Origin of the sequence: Pseudoalteromonas sp. CuT4-3 (assembly GCF_035666335.1) — a bacterium.
GTDB lineage: Bacteria > Pseudomonadota > Gammaproteobacteria > Enterobacterales > Alteromonadaceae > Pseudoalteromonas > Pseudoalteromonas atlantica.
Genome location: NZ_CP142030.1, coordinates 3361116 through 3374063, shown reverse-complemented (window position 1 = coordinate 3374063; position 12948 = coordinate 3361116). Strand labels below are relative to the sequence as shown.

11 protein-coding genes are annotated in these 12948 nt (G+C 42.5%); 4 read left to right on the top strand and 7 right to left on the bottom strand.

All coding sequences use genetic code 11. From position 1 onward, the window contains the following. The first annotated feature begins 21 nt into the window (after positions 1-21). Entirely contained in the window at positions 22-4326 is a 4305-nt protein-coding gene (locus tag VOI46_RS15645) for an alpha-1,6-glucosidase domain-containing protein (RefSeq protein ID WP_004589228.1), read from the top strand. Positions 4327-4412: 86 nt separating this feature from the next. Here the strand turns inward: VOI46_RS15645 and VOI46_RS15640 are convergent, their stop codons facing one another. The 3 genes from VOI46_RS15640 to VOI46_RS15630 form a co-directional block, all read right to left on the bottom strand. Next, complete coding sequence (locus VOI46_RS15640; protein ID WP_004589227.1) at positions 4413-5162, bottom strand: MipA/OmpV family protein; 750 nt, start codon at positions 5160-5162, stop codon at positions 4413-4415. 187 nt (positions 5163-5349) lie between these two features. Then, on the bottom strand, positions 5350-6675 hold the full coding sequence (locus VOI46_RS15635) for a basic amino acid/polyamine antiporter (RefSeq protein WP_004589226.1): 1326 nt from the start codon (positions 6673-6675) through the stop codon (positions 5350-5352). A gap of 32 nt (positions 6676-6707) precedes the next feature. Further along, entirely contained in the window at positions 6708-7625 is a 918-nt protein-coding gene (locus VOI46_RS15630) for a homocysteine S-methyltransferase family protein (RefSeq protein WP_004589225.1), read from the bottom strand. Positions 7626-7873: 248 nt separating this feature from the next. Here VOI46_RS15630 and VOI46_RS15625 point away from each other — a divergent pair, with 248 nt between their 5' ends. Next, positions 7874-8413: a PH domain-containing protein gene (locus tag VOI46_RS15625; RefSeq protein WP_004589224.1), complete on the top strand. Its 540-nt coding sequence runs from the start codon at positions 7874-7876 to the stop codon at positions 8411-8413. Here the strand turns inward: VOI46_RS15625 and VOI46_RS15620 are convergent. From VOI46_RS15620 to VOI46_RS15610, 3 genes are all read right to left on the bottom strand, one after another. Further along, entirely contained in the window at positions 8410-10188 is a 1779-nt protein-coding gene (locus VOI46_RS15620) for an alkaline phosphatase D family protein (RefSeq protein WP_004589223.1), read from the bottom strand. The genes VOI46_RS15625 and VOI46_RS15620 overlap by 4 nt on opposite strands. A 66-nt stretch (positions 10189-10254) precedes the next feature. Continuing rightward, positions 10255-10599, bottom strand: a complete 345-nt coding sequence (locus VOI46_RS15615; RefSeq protein WP_004589222.1) for a rhodanese-like domain-containing protein — start codon at positions 10597-10599, stop codon at positions 10255-10257. Beyond that, positions 10599-10787, bottom strand: a complete 189-nt coding sequence (locus VOI46_RS15610; protein WP_004589221.1) for a DUF2892 domain-containing protein — start codon at positions 10785-10787, stop codon at positions 10599-10601. Before VOI46_RS15610 ends, VOI46_RS15615 begins: the two co-directional genes overlap by 1 nt. 99 nt (positions 10788-10886) lie before the next feature. Between VOI46_RS15610 and VOI46_RS15605 the strand changes: the two genes are divergently transcribed. Continuing rightward, complete coding sequence (locus tag VOI46_RS15605; RefSeq protein WP_004589220.1) at positions 10887-11195, top strand: metalloregulator ArsR/SmtB family transcription factor; 309 nt, start codon at positions 10887-10889, stop codon at positions 11193-11195. 6 nt (positions 11196-11201) lie between these two features. Here VOI46_RS15605 and VOI46_RS15600 read toward each other — a convergent pair whose 3' ends face one another. Continuing rightward, the gene (locus VOI46_RS15600) at positions 11202-11879 is read right to left on the bottom strand and encodes a nitroreductase family protein (RefSeq protein WP_039972480.1); all 678 of its coding nucleotides are present in this window, start codon (positions 11877-11879) and stop codon (positions 11202-11204) included. Between the two features lie 186 nt (positions 11880-12065). Between VOI46_RS15600 and VOI46_RS15595 the strand changes: the two genes are divergently transcribed. Next, the gene (locus VOI46_RS15595; RefSeq protein ID WP_004589218.1) at positions 12066-12947 is read left to right on the top strand and encodes an ABC transporter ATP-binding protein; all 882 of its coding nucleotides are present in this window, start codon (positions 12066-12068) and stop codon (positions 12945-12947) included. The last annotated feature ends 1 nt before the right edge of the window (position 12948 follow it).

Below are 12948 nucleotides of genomic sequence, written 5' to 3'. Positions count from 1 at the left end.
TAGCAAACGGAGCGTTTAAAAATGAAAATTATAACAATGTCTAAATATTTGCTAATAGCCTTAGGGTTAATGATATTAGCAGGATGTGGTGGGACAGATGAAGTTGAGTCGGGGCAGCAGCTTTTAACCTGTAATGTGCCACAAGTACCAAACGAAGCAGGCTCGCAATGTGTCGATCCTGAACCTATATCGTGCCCCGCACCGACAATACCTGATGAAAATAACGAAAGCTGTGTGGTTGGTGCCGACCCAACCCTGCCAGACCCTGTGGTATTTGCAGGGGAAGGAGAGGCGGTTTTATTTTATAACCGCCTAGCCGATGATAACTACGAAGGCTACCGATTACATTCGTGGAATAACGAGGTATGCGATGCTTATGCACCGCCATTTGATACCAGCGATTGGGCTAACGGCCATGAATACGATGGTATTGACCCTAACTACGGTGCGTACTGGATAATTAACCTTAAAGAGGGTTATAACGAATGTGCCAATTTTATTATTCATATTGGTACAGAAGGCACGGGTAAAGCGTTTGGTGATGTGGATTTAACTATGCCGCTGATGCAAGACGATGAAACCTTTCAACGTATGAACTTTACCATTCATGGTGAGCCTTCGGTGTTTGAATACCCTATTTTAAGTTTGGGCGAACGCGCAGTTGCTATAACAGGTGCTTCAGCGCATTGGATTGATTTAAATACTATTTTGTATAAACCAAGTAACGAGCTTACAAGCCTAATTAAGTTGCATTCATCAGCTACGGCTGAGCTGGAAGTGGATATAGATACTGGTTTAAACGGCGATACTGTTACGCTGCAATCAAGCAGTTTAACTGATGAGCAAGCGGCAAAAGTACCGCATTTAACCACTTGGAACGCATACGAAGGAAGTTGGGATACAAACACGGCTAAAGCGCTTATAAAATCGCAGCTTGTTATTGCCGGTTACGATAGTGAAGGTAAGCTGCTAGAAGCAAGCTATGTGCAAACCGCTAAAGCACTCGATGCCCTTTATACACAAGGCGAAGACGATGCTAACGAAGCTGTACTTGGCGTAACTTATGGCAATAACGCGATTGATGTAACTGTGTGGGCACCCACCGCGAATAACATGGTGCTAAACGTGTTTGATGATGCAAAAACACAAGTGCACTCTATACCAATGACATTAAATACACAGACAGGTATTTGGCAGGCAAGTTTAGATACGCAATACGACCGCCACTATTACCGCTTTAATTTTGATGTTTACCACCCACTGACTCAGCAAATAGAGTCGCTTTGGAGTACAGACCCTTACTCACTCAATGTATCTACCAATGGTTTATACAGCCAGCTGATTAATTTAGCCGATGATGACACTAAACCAGAGGGCTGGGACGAGCGTATCGTGCCTACTATTACTAACCCAGAAGATGCGGTTATTTATGAAGGCCATGTACGTGATTTTAGTGTGCGTGATCAGTCAGTAAGCGAAGCAAACCGTGGTAAATACCTTGCATTCACTGAACTTGAAAGCGTGCCAATGCAGCACCTTAAGCAATTAGCAGATAAAGGCTTAACACACTTTCATTTACTGCCAGTGACTGATATTGGCACCATTGAAGAGGATGCCTCACAGCGTGTGGAAATTACAGACACCTTAGGTAAATTATGTGAGCGTATTAACGATGAAGCTGATGCATGTAAAATCGAAGATAAAAGCAGCACGATTGTCGATATTATGCAAAGTTACCTACCTGGCTCAGACGATGCACAAGCATTAGCCAGTGCGATGCGTGATTTAGACGGCTTTAACTGGGGTTACGACCCGCATTACTTTATAGCGCCTGAAGGCTCGTACGCCTCAAGTCCAGAGGGCATTGCCCGCGTTAAAGAAACCCGCTCCATGGTGCAATCACTGCAAGAAGTAGGACTTCGTGTTGTGCTTGATGTGGTTTATAACCACACAACATCATCGGGTATTTGGGATAAGTCGGTATTTGATAAGCTAGTACCGGGTTACTACCATCGCTATAACGAAGTAAGTGGTGAAATAGAGCGCTCAACGTGTTGTGAAAATACAGCGACAGAGCATGTAATGATGGATAAGTTTGTTACTGATTCATTGGTTATTTTAGCGCGTGAATTTGGCTACGACAGTTTTAGATTTGATGTAATGGGGCATATGCCTAAATCATCAATATTAGCTGCGCGTGAAGCCGTGCAAGCCGTTGACCCTGATAACTATTTTTACGGTGAAGGCTGGGATTTTGGTGAAGTAGCTAACAATCGTTTATTCACACAAGCTAAACAGGCTGATATGGCAGGCTCAGAGGTGGGTACATTTAACGACCGTATTCGTGAAGCCGTGCGTGGTGGTGCAATGTTTAGCAATAACCCGACAGATGGCAACCTAGCCGAACAAGACACGTTACGGTTATCGCTGGCGGGCAACTTACAAAATTACATTTTAAAAGACTTTAAAGGTAATTCATCTAAAGGTAATAGCTTTACTTGGAACACTCAGCCAACGGCGTATGCACTAGACCCAGCGGATAGCATTCATTACGTATCAAAACACGATAACGAAACACTGTGGGATCAGTTGCAATACAAACATGCATCAAGCATGAGTATTGAGCAACGTGTGCGCGCGCACAACATGGCATTGTCTATACCACTTATGAGCCAAGGCATTCCATTTATGCAATTGGGCGCTGATTTACTGCGTTCAAAGTCAATGGATCGTGATAGCTATAATGCCGGTGATTGGTTTAATGCTGTTGATTTAACCAAAGAGAATAATAACTGGAACATTGGTTTACCAAACGCAGAGAAGAACCAAGAAAAATGGTCTGAAATTATGCCTATCTCTGCTAATCCAGATGCACAGGCAATGCCGCAAGACATAGCTTATGCAGGCGATGTATTTAACGAGTTTTTACAAATACGTAGCAGCAGCTCACTATTTAGATTAACCACAGAGCAAGATGTCATTGAGCGAGTGGGTTTTCATAACGTAGGTAAAGCGCAGCAACATGGCTTAATTGTAATGAGCATTGATGATGGCGAAGGACTCACAGACTTAGACCCAGCATTTGACGCACTTGTTGTGGTGATTAACGCAACCGAGCAAACCCTTAGCCATACTATTGCCACTGCAGCGGGTTTTGAATTACACGACGTATTAAAAAACAGTGTTGATGCAAGCATGGCCAGCGCCAATTTTTCCCAAGGCGATAACGAAGGCACATTTACTGTACCGCCTTACACACTAGCTGTTTTTACTAAAAACCAAGGTGAGAGCCAAGGTGTTGGTTTAAGTGCAAATGCGACCGTAGGCGCGCCTGATGTAGTACCTTATGGCAGCACCGCTGTGTTTGTGCGCGGAACTTTAAACGACTGGGGCACACGTGATGCATTTGAATATATTGGCGAGGGTGAATACCGTATAGCAATTGCACTAAGTGCTGGCGACTACGAATTTAAAATTGCCTCAGAAGATTGGTCTACAGTTGATTTTGGTGCGCTTACAGACGCTGATAAAGAGGTAGTTGAAAATCAAAGTGAGCCATTAACGCGCTCAGGTGCAAACATGACCTTCAGCGCTGCCATTGATGCAACCTATGTATTTTCGCTTGATGCTTCAAACCCAGAAAATCCAACGCTTACTTTATACAACGAAGAGCCATTTGTAGGCACCGCTATTTATGTGCGCGGTACGCTTAATGATTGGGGAGTAACCGATGAGCTAAGTTATAAAGGTAAAGGCATTTACACCTTTACTAAAACACTGAGCGCTGCAAGCTATGAATTTAAAATAGCGTCAGAAGATTGGAGCACGGTTGATTATGGCTCGGCAGAGGGTGATGCCAGTGTAATGGTTGGCACTGCTGAGCAGTTGTCGGTTGCGGGCGCGAATATGACCATAGACATTGCCGAGCAAGGTGAATACCAATTTACATTTGACGCCAGTGATTTAAATAACGTATCGCTAAAAGTGCTCAACGGCGAAATGTTTGCACAAACACCGGTATTTATTCGCGGCAGCTTAAATGAATGGAGTACTGATAACCCGCTTATGTACGAGGGTGATGCAATTTACTCTGCTTCTATTGAATTAGAAGTAGGCGACTACGAATTTAAAGTAGCGTCTGAAGATTGGAGCACAGTGGATTACGGTGGAGCAGGCGATACGCCGGTAGTGGTAATTGATGAACTAACACCACTTGAAGCGGTAGGTGCCAATATAGCACTGAATATTACCGAACAAGGTACCTACACGTTTAATGTAATAGGCCCAGATAGAGAAAATGTAAGCATACTTATTAATAAGCAGTAGCAGTTATATTTTTCCAAACCTAAGCCGAGCATAGCCCTGTATGCTCGGCTTTTTTAATGCTTAATTAATGCCTAACAAAAGGGACATTAAAAACGATAGTTAACCGACATCATCACAGTCGTGGTGTTATCGGTATCAATAATGGGTGAGTCTTCAATATCAGAATCGAGCTGCTTATAGTTAACCATGGCATTTACGTTCCAGTTTTTATTAATGTAATACATTAAAAATAAACCCGCATTGTAGTTAACCGTAGAACTAAGTTCGTAAGGCGCATAGGTGGTAGATTCGCCCTGTGCTACACCATAATAATAGTTAGATACATCACTGCTATTTAGCTCAACACCCACAGAAGGAACGATCATTAGTTGTTTAGATAACTTAATAGGGTAACTGTAATTGGTTTTAAATTTAGCGCCATCGCCGTGGCCTATTACATCATGAGTAGCACTGGCGCTTATTTTACCAAAGCTTGCAGTGTAGCTAACCTGCGTGCCTGCGTAGAGTGATAGCTTTCTATCGTCTAAGGCTTTTATGGCTGCAAGGTCTGAATCTGAGGTATCAAAGTTATCACCTGGCTCTAAAACTAATGACCAGTTAAAACCTTGCTCCTCCACTAATTTATAATCAAGCGACAAACCTTTAAAACTAAGCCTTTCGCCTTCGTAAGTAATGATAGGTAAAAATAGCGTTTCACTGTCGGTACCTGCATAAGGTGAGCTGGTAGAAATGACACCGCCCCCTAATGAAAACTGCGACTCAGCTTGAGCAGTAATACTGCCAAGTGCAAGTGTGCCAACTAATAACCGTAGTGAGTTTTGTATATAAGTGTTCATGGGAGCCTTGGTGTTAAGTAAAAAGTGAAAATTGTTTGCGATAAGTAAAGTGTGCCGCAACGCTATTAGGCTTTAGTGTAGCTATATTTTTGATTGGCGTTTGTAAGAGAGTGTATGAAAGTTTATCTGAATGTAAGTGGGTTAATACTCAGGCTTTTAATACAGATAAAACCTGAGTATGGATGCTTTAAGCGTGTTGATTTAATTTAAATTGTTTACGGCTATACATAAATAATAGCGTGCCTGGAATATATAAAATAAGTGAAAGCGCTAATGTGTTCAGCCCCGCAGCATAAACAAGCCATAAACCATACGCACTTGCGCCTAACCCCATTAGCTTAATTGGGACTGAGAGCTTTTGTGCAAAGGCGACTTTTACCATATAGGCGGCAACTAAAAAGTACGGCACCAATATCATAGACGTTGATACAAGCACTAAGGTGTTATAACTCTCGCCAGTAAATAAAATAAGCACTAAGCAAAGTTGCACTGTAAGGCTGGTTAAAGTTAATGACGCTATAGAGGTTCCGTTATGATTTTGCTTTTTAAAAACCTTAGGAAATGCGCCGTATTTAGCCGCGCTGTTAGGCACTTCGGCGGCGTAAATAATCCAACTTAAGTAAGAAGCCAGTACCGACACAATAAGCCCCGCACTTATAATAACTTTGCCTGTAGTGCCACTTATCATGGCCATAATGCCCGCCATTGAAGGGTTACTAAGTTGGGCAATAGTGCTTTGATTCATTATTCCAAATGACAGCATGGTAATAGCAATATATAAAATAAGCGCTGCAACAACGCCTATCACCGTTGCTAGGCCAATATCATTACGGTTTTTGGCACGAGCAGAGAGCACCGCAGCCCCTTCAATACCGGTAAATACCCATAAAGTAATAAGCATGGTATTTTTTACTTGATCAATAAAGTCTGTTTGCACGCTCACATGGCTTTGATTTGCCTTAAATATGTTAGGGTCAAAATAAGCATAAGCAAAGCCGATAAATAGCAACAGCGGGATCACTTTAGCGATAGTGCCAAGCAGGTTAATGAAAGAGGCCTGTTTAATGCCTTTAACAATAATTAAATGCACAGCCCATAAAATAATAGATTCGCAAATAAACGCCATAAGGGTATTACCCTGGCCAAATAGAGTGAATGTTGGCGTATCTACAAATGCGCCTAAAGCAGCAAAAGCCACGACTAAATAACCCACCACCCCAATGGTGGCGCAAAGCCAATAGCCCCATGCAGATAAAAAGCCTGCTAGTTCGCCAAAGCCTTCTCTAGCATAAATATAAATGCCGCCGTCGAGCTCTGGCTTAGCGCGAGATAATTGTAAAAAACACCCTGCAAGTAATAAAATACCTACACCGGTGATAAGCCAGCCTACTAAAACAGCATTTACACCGGCCACTTCGGCCATATTTTGTGGCAGACTAAATATCCCAGCCCCTACCATTGCACTAAATACCAGCGCGGTAAGTGCGACTAATCCAATTTTATTTTCTTTCATTTTACTACTTACATGTAAGCTAATAATTAGCGTTATAAAGAGGCAAAGTGCTGATTTAACATTGCAATGTGTTCAGGGCCTATACCGCAGCAGCCACCAATTATGCTGGCACCTTGTTGTTGCCATTGCTTAGCCCATTGCAAGTAAGAAAGCGGGGTTAAGTCTTTGCGAACCTCATCTAACCCTTCGTTAGCTGTGGCTTCTTTAGTTTGTGGCGCAAATGCATTTGCGTAAGCCCCCACTTGAACATGCTCTGCTCTTTGTGCTTTTAATTCCTTTTGGGTTAGAACTAAAGCTTGCTCTATTACCTCAGGCTGGCAGCAATTAAATAAAATGCCTTTTACATTTTCTTTTAGCATTGCAGTGACCGCATCTTGCACCGACTCGCCCGAGCGTAACGTGGCTTGCTCGTTGGGGTTTTCATCGTCAAGGGTAAAGGCAACCCATACAGGTTTTTGACTATCACTTACTTTACTGATTAGTGCTTTAATATCGAGCGCTTCTTGAATGAGGCTTTGGGTTTCTATTAACCACAGGTCGGCATAAGGTGCTAGGCCTTCTATTAGAGGCGTGGCAATGCGTGTTAGTTGCTCTGCTTGGTATAAATCTGGGCGATATGAGCCAAACATAGGAGGTAAACTTGCCGCTATTTTTGTGCCTTTATTGTGTTGCTCAACCGCTTTTTGAGCCGCTAGTCCGGCGGTTGCAGCCAGTGATTTAGCAGATTGGTTAAAGCGTTCTTCGCCAATATGAAAAGGCACTAATGCATAGCTATTTGTGGTAATAACAGTGGCACCACTTTGTATAAAGTTACTATGAGCCTGCGTTACTTTGTCAGGGGCTTCTATTACTGCCAATGCTGACCACTCAGGTTGCTGAAATGGCGCACCAATACGAGTGAGCTCTCTGCTCATGCCGCCATCGAGTAAAGTTAGAGTATGAGTTGTCATTATGTTTCCTTTGTATGAGATAATTTCACTTTGGATGTTTAGACGTCTATAAAGCCATTAGCCAGAATATAAAGCACACAATTAGGTTAAACAACCCTATAAATTAAAATAATAGGCGTATTAACTAAGCGTTATCATTGCTTAACAACCTCGTTAAATTGCATTGAAGTAATTGATCACGTAACTTAAACAAGCAGTGTATTTACTAGCAGTAAAGCGCTGTGTTTGAGTAGATTAAGGATAAACCAATGAGCAACCCTATTTTAAAAAGTGCCAGCTTTGATCCCAAAGTGAAGCAATACTGGATGACCATGGCATGCTTTTTTAGTGCCGTTGCATTAGTAACCATTCCACTTATACCTGTGGTGTTATTTGTTGTATGGCTGGTGGCAGGTAAAATTTTGGCCGCTATGTCGGCGCAATTACTCACGCAAAAGCTGGTTGTTAAACGCGGCATTTTATTTAAAGAAGAAAAATCTATACCACTTGAAAAAATAACCGATGTGGGGCTGAACCAAGGGCCGCTTATGCGCTTTTTTGGGTTATACCGCTTAAGCTTTGAAACTGCAGGGCAGTCGGGTCATGGCGCATTGGTGTCATTACTTGGTGTTGAAAATGCCAGTGAGTTTAGAGAAGCCATACTTGAGCAAAAAGATAACTTAGCTGCGCAAGCCCCTAAAACACAGGAGCTTGCTGAAGAACACCTCAACCAAGTATTACTTGCTCGCTTAGTTGAGGTAGTAGAGCGCATAGATACGCGTTTGGCAGCTTTAGAGGCGAAGCGTTAAGCGTTTTGTAATTGAGCCTGACCTGCCAGCATACTTAGCTCTTTGGTACGGCTTTCAACAACCTGATATTCGCGCGCTTTAATTGTGCTTATATAATTCCACTTAGCACTGGCTTTTGCAGGTGTAAATGTAACGGTTAAATAGCCGCGCTCTACTAAATTATTATAAGCAAGGTCATCAACTAATAAGGCAATTACTTGCTCTATTTGCGCTACGGTTTGCGCATCTTGTGTGTTTAGCGCTAAATATTCTTCAAGCCCTGGTGATGAAACCGATGCCGTTGCAAATTCCACCCCAGCATTTTGTGAGGCTGCAATAGGGTTACTGGCATCAGTTTTAAGTTGTCCCGCCCAGCCGTTATGAGTATCTCCGGCTAAAACTACTAAGTTTTTTTGTGCTGCAATAGCGGTACCTAATAATACTTCTCGCTCGTAGGCGTAGCCATCCCAGGCATCAAGGTTATACGGTATGGTGGTTTGAACACGCGCAAGCTCTGCCTCGGTTACACTTGGGTCGCCCGCTAATACACGGCCTTTAATTTGCGCCAGCTCTGCAAATAATACATTGGCCTGTGCGAGCAATTCACTTGGATCGCCTCCGTTTGCCTGAGCACTTTGTAAGCTAGCAAGTAGTAACATGACCTCTACTGGTAAGTGCATTTTTGTCATTAGTACTTGTTGCCCTAACACTTGCCACTGTGTGCTTGAGGTCGTGATGGCATCACTAAGCCAGGTAAGTTGTTCGCTGCCTAATAATGCACGGTCAGTTGCGCCTATTGCTGCAGCAAATGCGCTTTGCCCGGCAGGGGAGGTAAGATCAAAATCACTATAGTTAAGCTGCTCATCACGGGCTAATACACGAGTATCTAGCATGTATAAAGAGACTAAATTACCAAACTCAAAGCGTCGGTAAATACGTTCTTTGTCGGCTACATTACGAATTGGCATCCACTCAAAGTAGGCTTGTAGTGCATTGAGTTTACGTTGGCTAAATTCGCCTTCACCTTCGTTATGATTTTCTGCGCCTTCGCGCCATGTGTCGTTGGTGATTTCGTGGTCGTCCCACACTGTTATAAATGCACAGTGGCTATGGGCTGCTTGTAAGTCGGCATCGAGGCGATAATTTGCATAGCGTTTTCTATAATCGGTCAGTGCGATAATTTCGCTGCTGTTATCTAAGGGTAGCAGGCGGTCTAACTGCGCGGCGTCTTCGGTTGCATAACCCGTATTGCTGTATTCGTATATGTAATCACCTAAGTGCAGTACCGCATCTAAATCGCTTTGCTTAGCAATTTCGCCATACACATGAAAATACCCGGCAGGGTAATTTGCGCACGATACAACGGCTAATTTCACCTGATCAACCGCACCGACAGGAAGCGTTTTACCTTGTCCGATAGGGGAGGTTTTTCCGTGTGCATTAAAGCGATAGTAATAAACGGTGTTGGCATCAAGCCCTTGTAAATCAACTTTAAGAGTAAAGTCGGTGGTGTCACTGATATGTGTTTCACCATCGTGAACAATATTTGTAAAGCTTTGGTCGGTGGCGGCTTGCCATTGTACTTTTAACGATTTAGTTGTTACATCGAGTGGGGTTACACGGGTCCAAATAATTAAGCTATCGCTTAGCGGGTCGCCGCTGGCAACGCCGTGGTCAAAGCTAACGGGTGTGTCGTCATCATCGTCAAATCGACAACCTGTTAAACCAAGTGATAATACGGCAGCGCCAAATCCTGCTGCCGATGCTTTTAAAAAACTTCTCCGTGTAAATGCCATTGCTTTGTACCTGTAAAGTGTAAAAAGCAAAGTGTAGGCAATTTAGGTTACTTTTTTGTGAAGCAATTAAAAAACTTCACTTACTTGCGTTGCATTACACGTAATAACGGTAACGTTTTCGTAGCCGACGCGGGTTAGCGCTTCTGCACCTAAAGTGGCGCGGGCACCGCTGGCACAATGTAAGTAAATAGGGCGTGCAGCGTCTTTTTCTATTTCCATTAGCTTCATTTCGAGTAATCCGCGTGGAATATTTATTGCCCCTACCGCAGCTACATTGGCATGCTCAGCGGGTTCGCGTACATCAATAAGTAAACCTTTATTTTGTTCTAGCTCTTGCTTAGCTTGCGCTGCATCAATACGGCGTTGGTTAGGTGTGATAATTTTTAGTAAATCAGGAATTGAAGTAAGCATTAGTCTGTAAATCCTCTTTTGCGCAAAAAAGTCATTAATGGGCACCATTTAGTGTAGGCGGATTGCACTAAGTTAATACCAATAAATAACGTTAAAAATTGAAAGTTACTATCAACAAAGTAGCTTAAAAGCACAGAAATTGTAACGGCACTTCCGCCAATTAAGAGTATGGCGTCACTTATTTTCATGAATTGACCTTAACATTAGTTTTTTCTAATGTTAATTATATTAGAACTTACTAATGTAAAAGTCTATAATTAAAACACGCAAAATAATTAAGTATCACAATGAATATTGAACAACTTGCCGAAAACGCTCAGCAGGCAGAGCAATTTTTAAAATTAATGGCAAATAAAAACCGTTTAATGATTTTATGTAGTTTATTGCAAGGTGAACAAAGTGTAGGTGAGTTAAATCAAAATGTTCCGTTGGCGCAGTCTGCTTTGTCTCAGCATTTGGCGAGTTTACGTAACGCCCAGCTAGTGGCAACTCGCCGTGAGGGACACACAATTTATTATTCGTTAATCGACCCAAAGGTCGAGTCGATTATTACGTTACTATACGAATGGTTTTGTAAGCAAAGTACCGCTGAGTAATTTGCTTTAAATAAAAGTGGCAATCTCATCAAGCGACTTTTTATCAAGTGCATGGGCAGGTACAGTTGCATCGTCACTTGGGTAGCCCGCAATAAGTAACATGTAAGGACGTTCGTTGTCTTTGTCGCGCTTACAAATGTCGGTTAAAAAACTCATTGGTTTAGGTGTATGGGTAAGCGTAGCTAAGCCACAGCGGTGCAGGGCTTGTATTAAAAACCCAGTAGCTAGCCCTACTGATTCGTGCACATAATAATTGGTGTTTTTATCATCCGTATTCACACCGCCTTTTTTTTGACTAAACACTGCAATAAGCCAAGGCGCATGCTCTAAATAAGGTTTATTGGCGTCGGTACCTAATGGTTTTAGCGCATCAAGCCACTCTTCTCCTGCTCTGCCTTCATAAAAAGAGCGCTCTAGTTTTTCAGCGGCCTCTCTTATTTGTTTTTTTACATCGCTACTGTTTATAGCTACAAAATGCCACGGCTGATGATTCGCTCCACTTGGCGCGGTACCTGCTGCTTTAATACAGGCTTCAATTATATTTTTAGGCACAGGTCGGTCGCTAAAGCTGCGAATACTATGGCGGCGCTGGCTGGTTTGTAAAAATTCGTTTGCCCGTTTTAGCATTTCATCGTGAGGGTATTCTATAAAGTCGTTTAGTGGTTGGCTTTGATGTTTTTGCATGGCTTTACGCTTCTTATAAAGTGTGTGTGTGGTTTTTATACCGACTGAATAAATGCGAGGCAAGTATTATTACCTATCGTGTTTATTTGTTGTTACAAAATTAACCGTGGTGTAACTTATGTTCCTTTTTTTAATGTGGTATAAAAAGCGCAATAAAAAAACTATTTAAAATTCAAGGAAGTAAAAATGCTATCAATAACAGGGTTATCTAAAACCTACGATAATGGCGTACATGCACTACAAGGTGTTGATTTATCTATAGGAAAAGGAATGTTTGGGCTGCTAGGGCCAAATGGCGCCGGTAAATCATCACTAATGCGTACTATTTCTACGTTGCAATCTGCCGATTCGGGTTCAATTACTTTTGATGGTATTGATGTTTTTAAAGACCCACAGGCTTTGCGCCAACGTTTAGGTTATCTACCGCAAGATTTTGGTGTATACCCTCGCGTAAGTGCTTACGACTTGCTAGACCATATGGCTGTTTTAAAGGGCATTCATAACAAAGGCGAGCGTAAAGAGTCGGTAGAAGGCTTGCTTGCACATACTAATTTATATCAACATCGCTCAAAAGCGGTAAGTGGCTTTTCGGGCGGTATGCGCCAGCGTTTTGGTATTGCACAAGCCTTACTAGGTGACCCTGATTTACTAATTGTTGATGAACCAACAGCAGGCCTAGACCCTGAAGAGCGAAATCGTTTTCATAACTTGTTAGTAAGCTTAGGCGAGCAAAAAGTCGTTATATTATCGACCCACATTGTTGAAGATGTGGCAGAGCTTTGCCCAAACATGGCCGTACTGGCAGGCGGAAAAATATTATTAGAGGGTAACCCCATTGCCCTTACCGATAAACTCCAAGGCCAAATTTGGCGTAAAGCCATGAGCCAAGAAGAAGCACTAGAGCTTGAGCCGCAACTGCCTGTTATTTCAAAACGCTTATTTGCAGGGCAAACCATATTACATGTATTAGCCAATGAAGCCCCTGAAGGTTTTGATCTCAGCAGTGCAAACCTAGAAGATGTATATTTTTCTACGTTGCTTAATCATCGTAACAGCCAAGTAGCATAAG

Bases quoted from the DNA above. Each gene is read 5' to 3' on its own strand.
- VOI46_RS15645 (WP_004589228.1), top strand. From the start codon at position 22: ATGAAAATTATAACAATGTCTAAATATTTGCTAATAGCCTTAGGGTTA.
- VOI46_RS15595 (WP_004589218.1), top strand. From the start codon at position 12,066: ATGCTATCAATAACAGGGTTATCTAAAACCTACGATAATGGCGTACAT.
- VOI46_RS15610 (WP_004589221.1), bottom strand. From the start codon at position 10,787: ATGAAAATAAGTGACGCCATACTCTTAATTGGCGGAAGTGCCGTTACA.
- VOI46_RS15625 (WP_004589224.1), top strand. From the start codon at position 7,874: ATGAGCAACCCTATTTTAAAAAGTGCCAGCTTTGATCCCAAAGTGAAG.
- VOI46_RS15605 (WP_004589220.1), top strand. From the start codon at position 10,887: ATGAATATTGAACAACTTGCCGAAAACGCTCAGCAGGCAGAGCAATTT.
- VOI46_RS15600 (WP_039972480.1), bottom strand. From the start codon at position 11,879: ATGCAAAAACATCAAAGCCAACCACTAAACGACTTTATAGAATACCCT.
- VOI46_RS15640 (WP_004589227.1), bottom strand. From the start codon at position 5,162: ATGAACACTTATATACAAAACTCACTACGGTTATTAGTTGGCACACTT.
- VOI46_RS15635 (WP_004589226.1), bottom strand. From the start codon at position 6,675: ATGAAAGAAAATAAAATTGGATTAGTCGCACTTACCGCGCTGGTATTT.
- VOI46_RS15620 (WP_004589223.1), bottom strand. From the start codon at position 10,188: ATGGCATTTACACGGAGAAGTTTTTTAAAAGCATCGGCAGCAGGATTT.
- VOI46_RS15630 (WP_004589225.1), bottom strand. From the start codon at position 7,625: ATGACAACTCATACTCTAACTTTACTCGATGGCGGCATGAGCAGAGAG.
- VOI46_RS15615 (WP_004589222.1), bottom strand. From the start codon at position 10,599: ATGCTTACTTCAATTCCTGATTTACTAAAAATTATCACACCTAACCAA.